General features: G+C 54.1%; 22 protein-coding genes. 13 read left to right on the forward strand and 9 right to left on the reverse strand.

Going from position 1 to position 17,525, the window contains the following annotated elements; genetic code table 11:
* The first annotated feature begins 136 nt into the window (after window positions 1-136).
* The 3 genes from NK55_RS04305 to rsmI all read left to right on the forward strand — a co-directional run bounded on the left by NK55_RS04305 (window position 137) and on the right by rsmI (window position 2,081).
* The gene (locus tag NK55_RS04305) at window positions 137-571 is read left to right on the forward strand and encodes an RNA-binding protein (protein ID WP_255325314.1); all 435 of its coding nucleotides are present in this window, start codon (window positions 137-139) and stop codon (window positions 569-571) included.
* 62 nt (window positions 572-633) lie between these two features.
* On the forward strand, window positions 634-1,236 hold the full coding sequence (gene cbiT / locus NK55_RS04310; protein ID WP_024124573.1) for a precorrin-6Y C5,15-methyltransferase subunit CbiT: 603 nt from the start codon (window positions 634-636) through the stop codon (window positions 1,234-1,236).
* Entirely contained in the window at window positions 1,236-2,081 is an 846-nt protein-coding gene (gene rsmI / locus NK55_RS04315; protein ID WP_024124574.1) for a 16S rRNA (cytidine(1402)-2'-O)-methyltransferase, read from the forward strand. Before cbiT ends, rsmI begins: the two co-directional genes overlap by 1 nt.
* On the opposite strand, the gene cofG is transcribed toward rsmI, so the two are convergent.
* From cofG to NK55_RS04340, 5 genes are all read right to left on the reverse strand, one after another.
* Entirely contained in the window at window positions 2,062-3,009 is a 948-nt protein-coding gene (cofG, locus tag NK55_RS04320) for a 7,8-didemethyl-8-hydroxy-5-deazariboflavin synthase subunit CofG (RefSeq protein ID WP_024124575.1), read from the reverse strand. The two genes, rsmI and cofG, sit on opposite strands and share 20 nt — an antisense overlap.
* 59 nt (window positions 3,010-3,068) lie before the next feature.
* Window positions 3,069-3,302, reverse strand: a complete 234-nt coding sequence (locus NK55_RS04325) for a hypothetical protein (protein WP_024124576.1) — start codon at window positions 3,300-3,302, stop codon at window positions 3,069-3,071.
* Window positions 3,303-3,311: 9 nt separating this feature from the next.
* Window positions 3,312-3,557 (reverse strand): ferredoxin-thioredoxin reductase variable chain, encoded by a 246-nt coding sequence (locus NK55_RS04330; protein ID WP_041429066.1) that lies wholly within the window; start codon window positions 3,555-3,557, stop codon window positions 3,312-3,314.
* 119 nt (window positions 3,558-3,676) lie between these two features.
* Window positions 3,677-4,669 carry a CHAD domain-containing protein gene (locus tag NK55_RS04335; RefSeq protein WP_024124578.1) on the reverse strand — a complete coding sequence of 331 codons (993 nt, stop codon included), beginning with the start codon at window positions 4,667-4,669 and terminating at the stop codon, window positions 3,677-3,679.
* 207 nt (window positions 4,670-4,876) lie between these two features.
* Complete coding sequence (locus NK55_RS04340; protein WP_024124579.1) at window positions 4,877-5,479, reverse strand: superoxide dismutase; 603 nt, start codon at window positions 5,477-5,479, stop codon at window positions 4,877-4,879.
* Window positions 5,480-5,670: 191 nt separating this feature from the next.
* Between NK55_RS04340 and NK55_RS04345 the strand changes: the two genes are divergently transcribed.
* From NK55_RS04345 to NK55_RS13115, 4 genes are read left to right on the forward strand one after another with little or no spacing between them, the layout of a single operon-like run.
* Window positions 5,671-7,149, forward strand: coding sequence for a phosphoglucomutase/phosphomannomutase family protein (locus NK55_RS04345; protein ID WP_024124580.1), 1,479 nt, complete (start codon window positions 5,671-5,673; stop codon window positions 7,147-7,149).
* Window positions 7,150-7,182: 33 nt separating this feature from the next.
* Window positions 7,183-8,616 (forward strand): MFS transporter, encoded by a 1,434-nt coding sequence (locus NK55_RS04350; RefSeq protein WP_024124581.1) that lies wholly within the window; start codon window positions 7,183-7,185, stop codon window positions 8,614-8,616.
* Entirely contained in the window at window positions 8,613-9,455 is an 843-nt protein-coding gene (gene folP / locus NK55_RS04355) for a dihydropteroate synthase (protein WP_024124582.1), read from the forward strand. The genes NK55_RS04350 and folP overlap by 4 nt, the downstream gene beginning before the upstream one ends.
* 46 nt (window positions 9,456-9,501) lie before the next feature.
* Window positions 9,502-9,666, forward strand: a complete 165-nt coding sequence (locus tag NK55_RS13115; RefSeq protein WP_157869659.1) for a hypothetical protein — start codon at window positions 9,502-9,504, stop codon at window positions 9,664-9,666.
* Window positions 9,667-9,673: 7 nt separating this feature from the next.
* Here the strand turns inward: NK55_RS13115 and NK55_RS04360 are convergent, their stop codons facing one another.
* From NK55_RS04360 to NK55_RS04370, 3 genes are read right to left on the reverse strand one after another with little or no spacing between them, the layout of a single operon-like run.
* Window positions 9,674-10,144, reverse strand: coding sequence for a hypothetical protein (locus tag NK55_RS04360; protein ID WP_024124583.1), 471 nt, complete (start codon window positions 10,142-10,144; stop codon window positions 9,674-9,676).
* 11 nt (window positions 10,145-10,155) lie between these two features.
* A complete protein-coding gene (gatC, locus tag NK55_RS04365) occupies window positions 10,156-10,449 on the reverse strand; it encodes an Asp-tRNA(Asn)/Glu-tRNA(Gln) amidotransferase subunit GatC (protein ID WP_024124584.1) in 294 nt (97 codons plus the stop codon).
* Between the two features lie 33 nt (window positions 10,450-10,482).
* Window positions 10,483-11,004, reverse strand: coding sequence for a photosystem I assembly protein Ycf3 (locus NK55_RS04370; RefSeq protein ID WP_024124585.1), 522 nt, complete (start codon window positions 11,002-11,004; stop codon window positions 10,483-10,485).
* A gap of 175 nt (window positions 11,005-11,179) precedes the next feature.
* Between NK55_RS04370 and NK55_RS04375 the strand changes: the two genes are divergently transcribed.
* From NK55_RS04375 to NK55_RS04390, 3 genes are read left to right on the forward strand one after another with little or no spacing between them, the layout of a single operon-like run.
* Window positions 11,180-12,034: a universal stress protein gene (locus NK55_RS04375; protein WP_024124586.1), complete on the forward strand. Its 855-nt coding sequence runs from the start codon at window positions 11,180-11,182 to the stop codon at window positions 12,032-12,034.
* A 15-nt stretch (window positions 12,035-12,049) separates the two neighbouring features.
* Window positions 12,050-12,673 carry a DUF4129 domain-containing protein gene (locus NK55_RS12375; protein WP_024124587.1) on the forward strand — a complete coding sequence of 208 codons (624 nt, stop codon included), beginning with the start codon at window positions 12,050-12,052 and terminating at the stop codon, window positions 12,671-12,673.
* A complete protein-coding gene (locus NK55_RS04390; protein WP_024124588.1) occupies window positions 12,670-13,797 on the forward strand; it encodes a DUF4350 domain-containing protein in 1,128 nt (375 codons plus the stop codon). The genes NK55_RS12375 and NK55_RS04390 overlap by 4 nt, the downstream gene beginning before the upstream one ends.
* A 4-nt stretch (window positions 13,798-13,801) precedes the next feature.
* Here NK55_RS04390 and NK55_RS04395 read toward each other — a convergent pair whose 3' ends face one another.
* Window positions 13,802-14,128 carry a 2Fe-2S iron-sulfur cluster-binding protein gene (locus tag NK55_RS04395; RefSeq protein WP_157869660.1) on the reverse strand — a complete coding sequence of 109 codons (327 nt, stop codon included), beginning with the start codon at window positions 14,126-14,128 and terminating at the stop codon, window positions 13,802-13,804.
* Window positions 14,129-14,317: 189 nt separating this feature from the next.
* Between NK55_RS04395 and psbB the strand changes: the two genes are divergently transcribed.
* The 3 genes from psbB to NK55_RS04410 all read left to right on the forward strand — a co-directional run bounded on the left by psbB (window position 14,318) and on the right by NK55_RS04410 (window position 17,522).
* Window positions 14,318-15,850 (forward strand): photosystem II chlorophyll-binding protein CP47, encoded by a 1,533-nt coding sequence (gene psbB / locus NK55_RS04400; RefSeq protein WP_024124590.1) that lies wholly within the window; start codon window positions 14,318-14,320, stop codon window positions 15,848-15,850.
* 19 nt (window positions 15,851-15,869) lie between these two features.
* A complete protein-coding gene (locus tag NK55_RS04405; protein WP_011057371.1) occupies window positions 15,870-15,968 on the forward strand; it encodes a photosystem II reaction center protein T in 99 nt (32 codons plus the stop codon).
* A gap of 147 nt (window positions 15,969-16,115) precedes the next feature.
* Window positions 16,116-17,522, forward strand: coding sequence for a histidine phosphatase family protein (locus NK55_RS04410; protein ID WP_024124591.1), 1,407 nt, complete (start codon window positions 16,116-16,118; stop codon window positions 17,520-17,522).
* Window positions 17,523-17,525 lie beyond the last annotated feature (3 nt).

Raw genomic sequence — 17,525 nt, forward strand, 5'->3', positions numbered from 1 at the left:
CATTCCACACCACTAACAGCAGTAAGGTCTTTACATGCCATTCTTGGCTCTAGGCCTTGGTTACGAGCGGTTTCTCACGCCCGACTGTCCATTTTTCAACCGTGTTGTTTTTAAGCTGCCTAAGGGAGGTTTCTTTATGTCTGTGCGTTTATATGTGGGCAATCTGCCGCGTGATTTGAGCCGCGAAGAGTTAGAAGCCCTATTTAGCCAAGAAGTGGGCGAAGTGGCTACCACTAAACTGATTACGGATCGTAAGACAGGTAAGTGCCGGGGGTTTGGCTTTGTCACCGTCGAATCCGAAGAAGTAGCGGATCAAGTGATTGAGAAACTCAACGGCTACACCTTTAAGGACAATCCCCTCAAGATTGAGAAGGCCAACGACAAGCCCAAGTCTGAAGCTAAAGAAAAAGAGGAAGCAGCGGCAGAAAAAACACTGCCAGCAACCGCAGCAATAACCGCAAAAATAACAAAAACAATGGGCGGCGTACTCAAGTCAATTCTGCGCCGGCTGAATATAGCTCCATGGATACGGAAGCTGCGCAACCCGATCCCCGCTGGGCAGATGCCTTAGCACAGCTCAAAGAGCGGCTCCTCGCTCAAAGCAGCAACGCTTAAGGATTTTAGGCTGTTGCTATGACGGTGGATCCCTGGCCATTTGTCACTCCGGGTATCCCCGATAGTCTGTTTGCGCGATTACCAGGTATTCCCCTCACCCAACGGGAAACGCGGTTATTGATGCTCTCCTATTTGCGGCTTGAACCGGACTCTTGCCTTTGGGATGTGGGAGCAGGCACAGGGACGATCGCTGTTGAGGCAGCCCGTTTGGCAAAGCGGGGACAGGTGATTGCAATTGAACGGGATGAAGAAGTCGTTGATCTGATTCAGCGCAATTGCGATCGCTTTGGGGTCAAGAATGTACAGATTGTTGCTGGTTTGGCTCCAGACTGCTTTCCTCAGTTACGTCACACACCGCAGCGGATTTGCCTGGAGGGGGGGCGCCCCATCAAAGAAGTTTTACTGCGAGCGTGGGAGTATCTTGCCCCCGGTGGTCGCTTGGTGGCGATCGCCAGTAGCTTAGAAAATCTCTATGCCCTCTCTGAGGGTTTCGCGACCGTCCAAGCCCGCAGCCTAGAGGTGGTGCAATCAGTGATCAATCGTCTGGAAACGCGGGGCGGCCACCAAATTTTTGCAGCCGTGGAACCAATCTTTATTCTCAGTGCAGAAAAAATCTCCTAATGGGCATTGGGCAATTGTGGGTGGTGGGCACCCCCATTGGCAACCTTGAGGACATGAGCGCTCGTGCCCTGCGTATTCTCAAGGAAGTGGATCTGATAGCCGCCGAGGATACACGCCACACTGGCCGCCTGTTACAGCATTTTGGCATTACCACACCCCAAATTAGTCTCCATGGGCACAATACCCAACAGCGAGTCCCCCAATTGCTTCAGCGCCTAGAGGCGGGTCAACAGATCGCGCTCGTCAGTGATGCGGGCCTACCGGGGGTGTCGGATCCCGGTTATGAATTAATTACCGCCTGCATTGCTGCAGCGATTCCCGTGACGCCGATTCCCGGCGCGAATGCTGCCTTAACAGCTTTGATGGCCGCAGGATTACCGATGAATCGCTTTTGTTTTGAAGGGTTTTTGCCGACTAAGGGGCGCGATCGCCAGCAGCGACTAGCAGCCCTGCAACAGGAAACACGCACGATTCTTCTCTATGAAGCCCCCCATCGCTTGGTGCAAACAGTAACAGAGTTATGTCAGGTTTTGGGGAGCGATCGCCCTGTTGTACTTGCCCGCGAACTTACCAAACGCCACGAAGAATTTTGGCGGGGAACCCTCGGTACTGCCTGCACTTATCTACAGGAGCATCCCCCCCGGGGCGAATACACACTGGTTTTAGCCGGTGCCCCTGAACATTCTCTGGCCGTGAACCCCAATTATCTCGCCAGCGAATTGGCAACACTGCTCAACCAAGGTCTTTCTCTCACCCAAGCCAGCCGTCAACTGGCGACTCTGACGGGGCTTTCGCGGCGTGACATCTATCAACTAGGGCTGCAGCTTAAACAGGAATCTCCTTAACCTTCTCCTGCAAGGGCCGTGGCAACCAATCCACAAACTGCGGATAAACTGGCAGTCGTGGCCCTAATTCCCATCCCCAAGCTGCTAATTGTTCCCTGAGCACTGCTAGATCGGTGTGGGGATAGTCTGGATTGACATGATCTAAGGGGACAATACCCCCCAAGTCGCGAGCGCCGGCCTCTAGGCACGCGCGAAAGACCGCTGGTTCTGTGACTAGATTGGCAGGAATTTGAATCGTGATGTCCTCAGGCAAGAGCGATCGCGCCCACTGCACCACCTGGGGTAATTGCTCCAGATCAAAAGGGGGTAGCCTCTCTGCCTGCTGCTGCCCAGGACTGTGGGGCTGCAGAATCACCTCCTGAATGTGTCCCCACCGCCGATGACACTCAGCAATAGCCGTGAGAGTCTCTGCCCAATCCTGGGGCGCTTCACCAATCCCCAAGAGCAATCCCGTGGTGAAGGGAATGCCCAGTTCTCCGGCCTGTTCCAGTTGGTGTAAACGAAGTTGCGGAGCCTTACTGGGGGCATGGCGATGGACACTTTGCAACAACTTGGGTGTCAACTGCTCCAGCATCAGCCCCATGGAGACATTCACTGTCTTGAGGACGGTCATTTCTGCTCGACTCAGGGGGCCCGCATTGGTATGGGGCAAAAATCCCTGATCCAACGCTAAGGCTGCTACATCATAGAGACGCTCTAACCATTTGGCACGCTGGGGACTGTTGGGGGCAACTTCGCCACTGAGAATGAGGATTTCCCGTACCTGTTGCGGATCAAGCTCTGCCAACTGTTTGGCCGCCGCCTCTAAACTCAACCAACCACTCGTGCCAATGTCCTGACGAAAATTACAGTAGGTACAGCGATTAAAACACTCATAGGTCGGCACAAGGGTGAAGGCTGGACTGTAGGTGATGGTGCGATCGCCCATAGGAGACTAACGAAAAAGTGCTCTTATCTCAGCATCAGCGCCCTCAGGGGGATGAGTTCTTAATAACGGGCGATCGCGAACACGTAGAGGGCATGGCCTGCCAACAAGGTGAACCACAGGAGCGTTACTGTCGGCATAAAAGGCACCGCCGTGGGTTGTAGCTGATGCCAAAACCAGCCACCAGAATTAAACGCAGCAAAAAGGGCAACATGGACAGCAAAATTCATGCGATCGTCCAAGCGGCGGTAGCTCGGATCGCGACGATCGGGCTTACGGGGCCAACGGGGAGGCATAGAGGGTACCTAAATCACTGCCAGCTCATCGGGGTGCAAATGGGCAACAAACTTGGGACTAAACCGCACTTGAATCGGGTAGTTGGGACTAATGGGACGGCCTTGCCAGTCGCTGAGAATAGCGCAAATTTCCCCTTCCATCCCTTGAATATCAAAAGGTTCATTGCGGTGATCGGGATGGTGATAGACAATGGTGGGGGTCTTGACGCGGACCCGCAGCCCAACACTTAAAGTTTGTGGCTCCATAACGCTCATTTGTTGTGTGCTCTCCTCGACTGGCAGGGGTTTTATTTTTATCGTCGCATACGGACTGGCAAGGGCGATCGCCCTCGGACAATTGAAAATCAATTGTTACCATTACCCACCAACCTCTGTCAGTTGGCAGAGGAGATGATTGGGTGATCGAGGGGGCTGCCATTGGCACTGATTGTCATTGGTGGCATCAGGAGCAGCGAGCGCACTTGATGGCGTTTTTCGGGGCTGAGGTATTCCTGCTGGACACAGCGCCAAGTTTGCCACTGGCGTGTTTGCTCAAGGGCAATCATTTCTGCCAGGCAAGGAGAGGCTTGACGGAGATTGAGGCCAAGTTGGGTACGGAAAAAGTCATCAAGGACAACGCCATCGTGAAGGGTCCCTAGGAGTTCTTGCAACTGCGCAAAAGCACTCACCTGTTCGTTGAAGGCGTCTCCATAGACACCGCTAAAGAGTTCCATTTGGTAGCGTACCCGTTTGGTTTGCTTGCGCAGATCGTGGAGATCTTCACCCGCCGTTTGTAACCACTGGGGTGGGTTACTGACTGCCAAAAAGAGGGGGCGATCGCCCTGCCATTCAATAGCCACTTGCCACCCCGGATGGAGCAGGAGCTCACACACCAAGGGCAATAAAATGTCTGGGGCAATCAGTTCCGTGGGTAAGTTGGCAATTTCACGATATTGAGGGGCAGCTAGCCATTCTTCTAGACCCTGTTGCAATTTGCGATAGCGATCGCTCCGCAGCAATTGAAGCGCTTTTTGCAGCAGTTCTGCCCGCTGCTTTTCGAGCTTTTTAATGAGCTTGGCCAGTTGTTGTTGCTCACAGCGGGGCAGGTGAGGGTAATACTGCTCTTTGAGCGCCAGCATCATCACATCCAAATCCCGTACGGGACTGAGGCTGCCGGCGATCGCCCGTACCCGCTGAATGGAGACCCCCTTGGGCAAACGTACCGTATTACAAAACACCTCCAGAGCCGTTCGCAGGCGGCGCAGACCAACGCGCATCTGATGAATCGCCTCAACATCGCGATCGCGAATCACCCCCGGCTCGTGTTTGCTAATTTTGCGGTAGTACTTTTCAAAAGCGGCATAGGCAATATGCCCTAGGATCTCCATAGGACCCCCTCCCTGCTCAACGCCCAAAGGAATACCACCATCAAACTAACGTTTATTAACCAAGGTTACTTTATTTCTTAAGTTTCACTTAACCCTATTCTACCGTTGTGGCTGAATCACTGCTTGGCAACAAAAAACCCCGCTCAACTGGAACGGGGATTCAGTGAAGTCATTCAGTAACAGCCAAATAGAAAAAAACTGGGAATCTTAGGCAGCTGCCAAGTTCTTAGCAACAAAATCCCAGTTCACCAGTTGGTTCAGGAAGTTATCAATGAAGTCGGGACGACGGTTTTGGTAGTCGAGATAGTAGGCGTGCTCCCAAACATCAATCGTCAGTAGGGGCACTTGACCGTGAACCAAGGGGTTTTCGGCATTGGGCGTTTTAGTCACTTTCAGTGTGCCAGCTTCAAGCACCAGCCATGCCCAACCGCTGCCAAATTGGGTCGCTGCGGCATTTTTGAACTGGGACTTGAATTCGTCGTAGCTACCAAAAGCACTGTTGATCCGAGCAGCCACATCACCCGTAGGAGTACCGCCGCCACCTGGCTTGAGGCTATTCCAGAAGAAGGTGTGATTCCACACTTGAGCGGCATTGTTGAAGATGCCCACTTTGGCAGCATCGCCATAGGTCATGCGAATGACATCTTCAAGGGATTTGTCAGCGAGTTCCGTATCTTGAGTCAGTTTATTGAGGTTATCCAGGTAGCCTTTATGGTGTTTGCCATAGTGAAATTCAAGGGTTTTTGCAGACATTCCATAGGGTTCAAGGGCACCCGGATCAAAGGGAAGGGGTTCTTGTACAAATGCCATAGTGTTCAATACCTCTCTGAAAGTGATGCAAGTTTAGGCTACTAGAGATCAGTCATCGCCAAAAGGCACCTAGCGGCAGTGCCCATCGCCTAATTAACAATTCGCAATAATTATATCATCCTCCTTTCTCCTTCGGAAAAGGGCTGTGCCGCAGCATGATATGTTCAGAGGGGTTTTGGGTCTTGCGCTCTATGGTTGGTTCTGTCCTGCGCCTAGATCAAGTTTTGATTCCTGAGGATGCCCCAATTCGCTTTGGTACCGACGGTTGGCGCGGCATCATTGGGGCTGAGTTTACCTTTAACCGTCTGCTGCGGGCAGCTAAGGCAGCGGCGGCAGTACTTTACCAAACCTATGGCGATGGCAGGACGCCGCGAATTATTGTCGGTTACGATCACCGGTTTTTAGCGGAACACTTTGGTACAGCCGTTGCCCAATTGCTGACAAGCCAAGGCTATGAGGTTTGGCTTTCTAACTGTGCGGCACCCACACCGGCCTTTAGCTGGGCTGTCAAAGCAGAGGGAGCCATTGGCGGCTTGGTCATTACGGCAAGTCACAATCCCGCTATCTATGCAGGACTGAAGGTGAAGGGCGCCTTTGGTGGATCAGTCCCCACACCTGTTACCCAAGCCATTGAAGCACAGTTAGCTCAAGGGGAGCCGCCACCCGTGGGGGAGGCCAAAACAGACTATCAAGTCTTTGATCCGTGGCCCAGCTATTGTGCGGCGTTGCGCACTCATGTTGATCCCAGCCCCATTCGTGAGGCGATCGCCACGGGTAAACTGCGCGTCTGTGCCGATGTCATGCATGGGGTTGCCGCCGGGGGACTGGAGCGATTGTTGGATTGGCCCATAGAAGAGTTTCGGCGCGATCGCGACCCCCTCTTTGGCGGCGGTGCCCCTGAACCCATTGGCCGTTATTTAGCCGCTACCCAAGAACAACTGCGGCAACAGCCCAGTGCCACTCCTACGATATGTTTAGTCTTCGACGGTGATGCCGATCGCCTGGCAGTCATTGATGGCGAGGGGGTACTGTACACTGCCCAAGAAATGATTCCCATCTTGATTGACCATTTAGCACAGCACAGTCCCTATCGGGGGGCAGTGATTAAATCCATTAGCAGTTCGGATCTGGTGGCACGAGTGGCAGCCCACCATGGCTTAGCGGTGATTGAAACGCCCATTGGCTTCAAGTACATTGGCGATCGCATGCTGGCCGGCGAAGCTGTCCTCTTAGGCGGTGAAGAATCAGGGGGAATCGGCTATGGCCACCATCTCCCCGAGCGGGATGCCCTCCTGTCGGCACTGTACCTATTACAAGCCCTGGTGACCTCCGGCTTAAGCGTGGGGGAATACTATCAGCAGTTGCAGGTAACAACAAACTTTTACAGTGCCTACGATCGCGTTGATCTCACCCTCACGTCCTTGGCACAGCGGCAAAAACTAGAAGCACTCCTAGGGGAGCATCCCTTCACCCAGATTTTGGAGAGTCCCGTGAGCCATTGGGACACCATTGACGGCTACAAGTTTCATCTGGCCGATGGCGGTTGGCTACTGATTCGCTTTAGTGGCACCGAACCTCTGCTGCGCCTCTACTGCCAAGGGAAAACCCCTGAACAGGTGCAGCGCATTCTACAATGGGCCAGTCAATGGGCAGTTGCAGTTGCTGGCTAATCGTTAAAAAAACAATCCAATGGACAAAGCATCATGCCATCAGACCCATTCAGCCAAAATTCCGCTGCCACCAGTGCCCGTCCGCCCCTTTCCCTGTGGACAAAACTTGCCTTTGGCGCCGGCGATCTTGGAACTGCCATCACTGCCAATTTACAGGTGTTTTTCCTGATGGTGTTCTTGACCAATGTGGCTGGACTCAATGCTGGCTTGGCGGGAAGCGTGCTCATGATTGGCAAAATTTGGGATGCCATGAATGACCCGATCATCGGCTACCTGAGCGATCGCACCCCCGTGGGCAAGTGGGGACGCCGCCACATCTGGATGATGGCAGCCGCGATTCCCTTTGGCTTGAGTTTTTGCTTGAACTGGTGGGTACCAACGACGGATCAAGGGTTGCTCTTTGGCTACTACGTCCTCATTGGCCTATTGTTTAACACGTTTTACACGGCGGTAAACCTGCCCTACACTGCCCTCACACCAGAGCTCACTGAAGATTACAACGAACGCACCCATCTCAATAGTTTTCGCTTTGCCTTTTCCATTGGGGGTAGCATTGGCTCCTTACTCCTTGCTCAGGTCGTCTTCCAGAACATTCCCGATCCCCAAGCCCAATACTTGATCCTCGGGGGCATTGCCGCCGTCTTGTCTGTTTTGCCCATCTATTGGTGTGTCTGGGGAACACGGCAGCGGGTGCAAGCCTTTGAACGCGGTATTCGCAATCCTGAGCACCGCCCCTTACCGCTGCAAACGCAACTGCGGCTGGTGTTTAGCAATCGTCCCTTTCTTTATGTAATGGGAATCTACCTGTGTTCTTGGCTGGCGGTGCAAATTACTGCCTCGCTGATTCCCTTTTTTATTGGCGATTGGTTGCAAATGTCCGCCGCTGCCTATACCCAAGTGGCGCTGACGGTTCAAGGAACCGCGATGATCATGCTCTTTGTCTGGAGTGCTGTGAGTCGTCGCCTGGGTAAGAAGGCAGTGTATTTCATGGGAATGAGCCTGTGGATCATTGCCCAGGGCGGTCTCTTTTTGTTGCAGCCAGGACAGACAGCGCTGGTATATGTCTGTGCAATTCTGGCGGGCTTTGGGGTTGCGACCGCTTATCTTATCCCTTGGTCAATGATTCCGGATGTGATTGATCTGGACGAACTTGAGAGTGGCCAGCGGCGGGAGGGGATCTTCTATGCCTTTATGGTGCTGCTGCAAAAAATTGGTCTTGCCCTGGGTCTGTTCTTTGTGGGTCAGGCTTTGCAGTGGGCGGGTTACATTTCTACTGTCGCCGGTGCCCCACCCCCAGTGCAACCCCCTTCGGCACTCTTGGCAATTCGCGTTGCCATTGGACCTTTGCCAACCTTCTTTCTCATTGTGGGGATGATTTTGGCCTATCTCTATCCCATTACCCACGCTGTCCACCAAGAGATTCTTTTGCAGTTGCACGCCAGACGCCAAGGAGAGACTGAGGCATGAAGGGTTGGTCTGTGGGCGATCGCACCTTTGTGTGGGGAGAGCGCACCTACATTATGGGCATCTTGAATATCACCCCCGACAGTTTTAGCGATGGTGGTGACTTTTTTAATCCTGCCAGTGCCGTTGCCCATGCCCTAGAAATGGTTGCCGCCGGTGTTGATGTCATTGATGTAGGGGGGGAGTCCACCCGTCCGGGAGCTAGTGAAGTGCCCATTAGCGCTGAGTTGGCTCGGGTGCTGCCCGTGATTGAGGGCATCCGTCAGCAGTCCCAGATTCCCATTTCCATTGATACCACCCATGCGGTGGTTGCCCAGGCAGCGGTGGCAGCAGGTGCCAATATTGTTAACGATGTTTCAGGGGGGCAGGCGGATCCTGAGATGTTGGCCACGGTAGCGGCATTGGGGGTGCCCTATATCCTCATGCATCGGCGGGGAACCCCAGCCACCATGCAGCAATTAACTGACTACGAGGATTTGATCGGCGATTTGCTTCGCTATTTTCAGGAACAAACCCAGCGGGCGATCGCCAGCGGCATTCCTCCTGAGCACCTGATGATTGATCCTGGCATTGGCTTTGCGAAAACCACGCCCCAAAACCTCACCCTTTTACGGGAATTGCCGCAATTTCACACCCTTGGCTACCCAATCCTCCTTGGCCCCTCGCGCAAACGCTTTATTGGCGATGTCCTAAACCTGCCCCATCCTAAGGACCGAGTTTGGGGTACCGCAGCAGTCTGCTGCCATGCCATTGCCCAAGGGGTGGCGATGGTGCGCGTCCATGATGTGGCAGCCATGGTGCAGGTGTGTCGGATGGCCGATGTGCTCTGGCGATCGCCCTAGGGAGACTCCAACCATTTGAGGATACTAACCGCCATCAGAAAATGTCGTGGTTGCAACCGCAGAAACCTTTGAGGCCCGCGGCGAAGCCACGGCTGTAGGGCTCACCCATCCTGAAGTCATTGGTGGTGCCCTGGGGGTCAGGGAGCGGATAGTGCACTTGAGCGCTTTTCCCAGGGAAATTCCCCAATCGAAGCGCCGCCGGCTTGATTAGGTAAGCCCTAGGGGCAATTGCTGCGCCCCGGAGCAGGCACACACAGTTCCCACTCGGCATTAAAGGGTTCGTAGCCCAGGGCCACTCCCGCTCGTTCCGCTTGGTAGCGCACCTCCTCAAAGCAGTCAAAGCCATCGGGGCGCACGGCAATGATAATGTACTCGCGATCGCTCTGACGACGTAGATTAGCCAACAAAATTGCCAAGGTGGAAGTGGGCTTGTCGAGGTCTGCTTTGGGCACAAGCACTTTTTGGGGATGCATGATCACCCCCTCGCGACGGCACTCTAAATAGCGAGGGGTACGTTCCGCATTTTGGGCGTTTTCCCGTGCCAAAATTTGCACATTAGTGCGTTCTCGCCCAAGGCTACTGGCACTGATGATCACCACTAATAGGATCAGGGTGCCAATGGTGCAGGCCAAGATCGAGAGGAAGGGAAATAAGTCCAGTTGCAAATGGTGGGATTGACGCCGCCGCACAGACTGATGCCTTACATAATTTTGGGCACGCGGAAAAAGTCATCTTCGCGCTCGGGGGCGATCGCTAGCAAGTCCTCCCGATGTGGCCAAGGTTCCAACACATCAGGACGGGTTACATTACTCACCTCAATGGCTCGCGTTGTTGGCGGCACCTCCGTAACATCCAGTTCACTCAGTTGATTGACATAGTCGAGGATGCTATCTAGTTGCTGGGTCAGTGCTTCAATTTCACGGTCATCAATGGCAAGGCGAGCTAAATGAGCCACCTTGCGCACATCTTCTGCAGTAATGACTTTGGTTGCCATTGGTGATCCTTATAGAAATTTTCGAGAAGTTTTTTAGAAATACACATCAATATTGGAGCGGCCAGTGGTTTTCAGCCAGTTCTGCGCCTCTATATAGTTATTGGGGGCCAGTTGAATTGCTCGCTTCCAATAGTCGGCGGCACGATCAAAGAGTTGTTCAGCCTCCTCCAAGCGCTGCTGCTCTTGTGCCTGTGTCCCCAAGTAGTGGTAGATCACTGCGATATTGTTGAGGGCTTGGGGCATGCGGGGATTGAGTTCAAGGGCTTGGTGGTAATACTCCAAGGCTTTTTCATGCTCGCCATTGCTGGCATGGATCAGGCCAATATTGTAGAGAATGTAGCTGCGATCGGTGGGGTCTTCCTCTAGTTCTAGGGCTGCCTGGTAGTTCTCCAGCGCCTCGGCATATTCTCCATCCGCTTGGGCAGACATGCCATCGCGATAATAGGCAAAGGCAGTTTTTGACTGCGAACTGGTGGGCAAGACCTTGAGAATGAGGTCAGCCATGACCGTAAAGGTTTTGTCAATAAAATTGTCGTTCCGTTGCGATCGCGGCATAGGGCTTCCTTGAACGGCCTCTTGCCTAGTGTATCAAAAGCACCACCCGCGATCGCCCCTCTAGCCAATGCCTAAGATTTGTAGCGTTCCGCCAAGAAGCTCCTAAGGCAGCCCTAAGATCGTCCTAGTGGCCCTCCGTGCCGTGATACTCACCAGCTTTGGGAGTTTAAGATTTATGATTGAAAATATTCTATTGGCAGACTCAGGAACTGGACAATCCGAACAAATGCTCAAGTCGCTGATGGAGTTGCCAGCGATTCAACGGGCTGCCGTCACCGTTTTGCACGTGATTCCACCGAAAATTACTGCCGAGGAGATGGCCGAACAACGTCAAGCAGGTGCCAAACTCCTAGCGGAAGCTGTTGCCCGACTGCACCTTGACCCCGTCATTAGCGTCAATACTATGCTGCGGGAGGGCGATCCTAAGGATACAGTGCTCCACGTGGCCGATGAAATCAATGCCGACTTGATCATTATGGGATCGCGGGGACTCAAGCGCCTGCAATCCATTCTCGAAAACTCCGTTAGCCAGTATGTGTTTCAACTGTCTTCGCGGCCGATGCTCCTAGTGCGCGATGACATCTACGTCAAGAAAATCAACCGCATCATGGTGGCACTCAATCATTCTGCTGCAGCCAAAGCCTCCTTGGACTTAGCAGTGCGCCTAATGGAGGGGGTCAAGGGCGGCAAACTCATTCTTGCCCACGTCAATCCTGACCTCAAGGGTCATGCTGATACCCCCAGCAGTGCTGCCGAAAAAGAGCCGCTTCTTGCCGAAGCCGCAACGGTGGCTAAGCAGCGGGGTGTGGAATACCAGTGTGTCCTGACCACCGGCAAACCCGCTGAAGAAATCTGCCGCATTGCTGCTGATACCAATGCCGATCTCCTGGTTCTGGGTTCTCCGGATCGGCGGCCCTCGATCGCTCGCAGTTTACCCGACTTGGATCGCCTTTTGGGCACTTCCCTTTCTGACTATGTCCGGGTCTATGCCGAGTGTCCCGTGCTCTTTGTGCGACAAGCGGAGGCCTAGGCGGGTCTAGCGGCGGTGACTTTTTGGGATGATTTGCGCTGGCAGAGCGATCGCCAGTGGCAACAACTGCGTGAAGCCCTTGAGTACACCTTTCTCCAACTCTTTCGCCAGCAAACAGAGCCCTTTTGGCAAGACCACCCCTCCTTAGAGGGATGGCTACGCTGGTTCCTTCAGGGGGTCTTGCTGATTGGCCTCGGCGTAGGCCTCTATTTCCTAGGACGCAGCCTCTGGCGATGGTGGCAACGGCGATCGCGCTCCTCTTCACCAACAGCAATTTCTACCCTTGGGGAGCGACCCAGACCGGTGCGGGAATGGCTGGAACTTGCCCAAAACCTACAATTGGCGGGGGACTATAGAGGGGCCTGCCGCGCCTTTTACATGGCCTTGTTGTATCGGTTGCAGGAGGCAGGCTGGCTGCGGCTTCAGACCCACTGGACCAATGGCGACTACCTGGGGGAATTGGAGCGGCTCTTTCAACTGGGGGAGCGATCGCCAACTGTAGGGCGGAGTATCCAGCATCTCTTTCAAGTTCACAGTCGCAGTTACTATGGCGCCGAGCCAGTGGATGCCCAAACCCTAGCCAGCTGTCAAGCGGCCTATTTTGAGGTGGAACCCTTCCTGCGGGAGACCCAGCAATGATCGCGATCAAGCGTCGGCAGTGGTTTTTCCTTGGCTTCGCTGTCCTTGTGCTGTTGGCGATCGGCCTCCTGATGGTGGCGGTGGCTCCCAGTAGCCGCGCTGGCTCCTCCTTTGATTCCTCTCCGTGGGGCACGCAGCAGTTTTATACTTACCTAGAGCAGCAGGGGTTGCGGGTGGAGCGCTGGCAGCATAACTATAGCAACCTCAAGGGCAAAGGGCACATTCTCATTCAAATCACTGGTCGTCCCATCGGTTGGCCACCGACCCTTGTGGCGTGGCTGGCTCAGGGCAATACGCTGGTGCGCTTTTACTGGCACGGCGAACCCACGGCAGCCCCCTTTGAGACGCGGCTCTCAATGCCCCTGGGCACTGTCTTGATTGAAACCCGCCGCCGCGTTCCTTTGCAACAGGGCGATCGCTCTCTCCTTAGGGATGATCACGGTTTGATTGTCTATCTCAGACGCTCTAATACTCCCCATAACCATGAACAGCGCATCCTTGGCGTCTATCCCTGGTTAGTGGCCAATGCCTATGGCGGTGAAACCGGTCTTGCCAACTTTGCGGTTGTAGCTCAGCTCCTGCAGGAGATAGCCGAACCGCGAACAACACTATACTTTGATGAATGGCTCCACGGCTACCGCCAACGCACTTCAGAGGAGGTGCCTAGGGAGAGGGTGCCTCAAACCCTCTTCGACTACTTCAGTCGCACCCCTTGGTTGGCTGTGGGGTTGCAGTTTGCCCTGTTGCTCCTCCTTTTGCTATGGCAGCAAAGTCAGCGTTTTGGGCCACCGCTGCTGGAAAAGGAACCTGTCACCAGTAATAGTGCTGCCTATATTGAGGCCCTCGCGGGGGTTCTGCGGCGGGCACAGCAGCGGCAGTTTGTCCTAGAACAGCTTCAAGATCGCTTTCGCTACGACTTAGCTCAGCAACTCGGCCTTGCAGCCAGTCCCCCTCATCTGCCTCAAGATTCTGAACTCCTTCAAGCATGGCAGAGTGCAACGGGGCGATCGCCTGACCCCCTTCAAGACCTGCTCCGTATCCGCCATAGGGTTGACGATGCCCAGTTGCTCAGGTGGCTAGAGCAGGCCGCTAATGTCCTACAAACTCTGAAAACGACTGTTTGATTACCTAGCCCTTTGGCTTTGTCTTCACAGACACTGGCCCATAGACAAGGGTTTGACAAGCCAAACGATAATTTTCGGGCTTACGGCGGAGCTTGCGCTCTTCCACAGGGGTGCGGGGCGAGAGGTTTTCCATGCCTTCGACAATCTCAACAATACAGGTGCCACACTGGCCATAGCCCCCACAATTAAAGAGCTTGCCCTTAAGGGTATAGAGGTCAACCCCCGTTTCCATTGCTTTTAAGCGCAGATTCGCACCATCAGCAGCAACAATTTCCTTGTTTTCGTTAACAAACTTAATATTTGTGCCCACGAATTCAGCTTTGCTTGCCATAGGAACCTAGGCTAGTTACCATTCTTAATACATTCTCATTTTGGCAGAAAAACTGCCCAACCGTAGCTGAAGTTACGGGTAAATTGGCCGTTAAACTCTTAGTAGGGAAGCGGTTGTTACCGTGATCCGGCTGCTTAATAAAATTTGTTCATGCAAACGCTAAATTTTTGTATAGGAGGAGCGTAGTCAATGGGACTACCCTGGTACCGAGTCCACACTGTCCTGATCAATGATCCAGGGCGGTTGATTGCGGCCCACCTGATGCACACGGCATTGGTCGCCGGTTGGGCAGGGTCGATGGCTCTTTATGAGCTCGCTATTTTTGATCCCAGTGATCCCGTTCTCAACCCCATGTGGCGGCAGGGAATGTTTGTGCTGCCCTTTATGGCACGGTTGGGGGTCACGGGGTCTTGGAGCGGTTGGAGCATTACTGGCGAAACGGGGATTGACCCCGGTTTCTGGAGCTTTGAGGGGGTTGCCCTAGCCCACATCGTCCTGTCGGGTCTGTTATTCTTGGCAGCCTGTTGGCACTGGGTCTATTGGGATCTCGAACTCTTTCGTGATCCTCGCACCGGTGAGCCTGCCCTCGATTTGCCGAAAATGTTCGGGATTCACCTGTTCCTTGCTGGTCTGCTGTGCTTTAGCTTTGGCGCCTTTCACCTGACGGGTCTGTTTGGCCCTGGGATGTGGGTTTCTGACCCCTATGGCTTGACGGGCAGCGTCCAGCCTGTTGCCCCCGAATGGGGACCCGATGGCTTTAACCCCTACAATCCCGGTGGTGTTGTGGCTCACCATATCGCCGCAGGCATTGTCGGTATTATTGCTGGCCTCTTTCACATACTGGTGCGTCCACCCCAGCGGCTTTACAAAGCTCTGCGCATGGGGAATATCGAAACCGTCCTCTCCAGCAGTATTGCGGCCGTCTTCTTTGCCGCCTTTGTCGTTGCTGGCACGATGTGGTATGGCAGTGCCACCACGCCCATTGAACTCTTTGGGCCGACTCGCTATCAGTGGGACAGTAGCTACTTCCAACAGGAAATTAACCGGCGCGTGCAGGCCTCTCTCGCCAGTGGCGCCACCCTGGAAGAAGCTTGGTCGGCTATTCCAGAGAAACTGGCCTTCTACGATTACATTGGCAATAACCCCGCTAAAGGTGGTCTCTTCCGTACTGGCCCGATGAATAAAGGGGATGGAATTGCCCAAGCTTGGAAAGGCCATGCCGTCTTCCGCAACAAAGAGGGTGAAGAACTCTTTGTGCGTCGGATGCCTGCCTTCTTTGAAACCTTCCCGGTCATCCTCACCGATAAAAACGGCGTTGTCAAAGCCGACATTCCCTTCCGTCGTGCGGAGTCGAAGTATAGCTTTGAGCAACAGGGGGTTACCGTCAGCTTCTACGGTGGTGAATTGAACGGCCAAACCTTCACTGATCCACCCACCGTCAAGAGCTATGCCCGTAAGGCCATCTTCGGTGAGATCTTCGAATTCGATCAGGAAACCCTGAACTCCGACGGGATTTTCCGCACCAGTCCCCGTGGCTGGTTCACCTTTGCCCATGCGGTGTTTGCCTTGCTCTTCTTCTTTGGTCACATTTGGCACGGTGCCCGTACCCTGTTCCGCGATGTCTTCTCTGGGATTGATCCAGAACTGTCGCCGGAGCAAGTGGAATGGGGCTTCTATCAAAAAGTGGGCGATGTCACCACTCGCCGCAAGGAAGCTGTTTAGTCATTCCTAGGGGACTACTATGGAAACCATCACCTACGTTTTCATCTTTGCCTGCATTATCGCCCTGTTCTTCTTTGCCATCTTCTTTCGTGAGCCGCCGCGGATCACTAAGAAGTAGCCTCTGACCCATCCCTAAAGAGGGCTTTAATACTTGCCGATCGCCCCTGCGGTCGGTTTTTTGATGTTTATTTGATCTTCAGGGAGATGAGGGGCGCCGATTCCTGAATCTTTCGCTTCCGACGCCGCGGTTTCTGGTACAGTCTTTATGGCACAGTGGGATGCCCAAGCTTGTTGTCTGTCAATCGCTAAGGAGAAACCTCTGAGTACCCGAGTCATTATTGTCCGCCACGGTGAAAGCACGTTTAATGTCCAAGAGCGGGTGCAAGGTCACAGTGATGCCTCTGCGCTCACGGAGCGCGGTCGTTGGATGGCGGCCCAAGTGGGTCTAGCGCTGCGGGGTATTCCCATTCGCAAAATTTACACCAGTCCCCTGAAACGGGCAAAGGAAACCGCAGAGGTCATCCATGCTCAGCTCCAAAACACCGAACTCAAGCCACCCCATTCCCTTGATCTGCTCAAAGAGATTGCGCTGCCAGCTTGGGAAGATCTCCCCTTTGCCGAAGTGAAGGCTCGGTTTCCAGAGGACTATCGCCGCTGGCAGGAAGCCCCAGACACTTTGATGATGAAAATCACCACAGAAAGTGGCCAAACCAAGGAGTTTTTCCCGCTACTGGATCTCTACGATCGCGCGGACATGGTCTTGGAAAGGCTGCTAGCGGCTCACGCCAATGAAACGATTGTCATTGTGGGGCATAGTGGCATGAACCGTGCCTTGATCTGCACGGGCCTCGGCTTGGGGGTCAAGGGTTACCTGCGGCTGCAGCAGGCCAATGGTGGCATTAGTGTCTTAAATTTCAGCAACGGCTTGCGGCAACCCGCTCAACTGGAAGCTCTCAATCTCACTAGCCATCTCAATGATCCCTTTCCACAGCCCCGCTTCAAGGAGCAAACGCTGCGGGTCTTTCTTGTCCGCCACGGTGAAACGGACTGGAACCGTGCAGGACGCTTCCAAGGGCAAATGGATGTGCCCCTCAATGAAAATGGCCGTGCCCAAGCGGCGGCAGTGGCTGAGTTTCTCAAGGATGTCCCCTTCCACCATGCCTTGAGTAGTCCACTCCTGCGTCCCAAGGATACGGCCTTGGCAATTTTGCAGTACCACCCCAATGTGCAGCTGGAGTTAGAGCCAGCCCTTGCAGAGATTAGCCATGGGGACTGGGAGGGCAAGTTTGAACCCGAGGTGGAGGCGGCCTACCCGGGTGAACTGGAACGTTGGCGGACCACCCCTGCCCTTGTACAAATGCCCAATGGCGAAAACCTCGAACAGGTGCGCGATCGCGTGGTCAAGGCCTGGGAACTCTGGCTGCAGCGCTGGAAAACCAATGCTCCCACCCCCCACAATGTCTTGGTCGTGGCCCACGATGCCACCAATAAGGTCTTGCTCTGCCACATTGTTGGTCTTGGCATTGAAAACTTCTGGCTCTTTAAGCAGGGAAATGGCAGCGTCACGGTGATTGACTATCCCCTCAAGGGAGGTCTGCCGCGCTTGCAGGCAGTGAATATCACCACCCATTTGGGAGGGGTACTGGATCGGACGGCGGCGGGAGCGCTGTAGGGG

Origin of the sequence: Thermosynechococcus sp. NK55a (genome assembly GCF_000505665.1) — a bacterium.
Lineage (GTDB): Bacteria > Cyanobacteriota > Cyanobacteriia > Thermosynechococcales > Thermosynechococcaceae > Thermosynechococcus.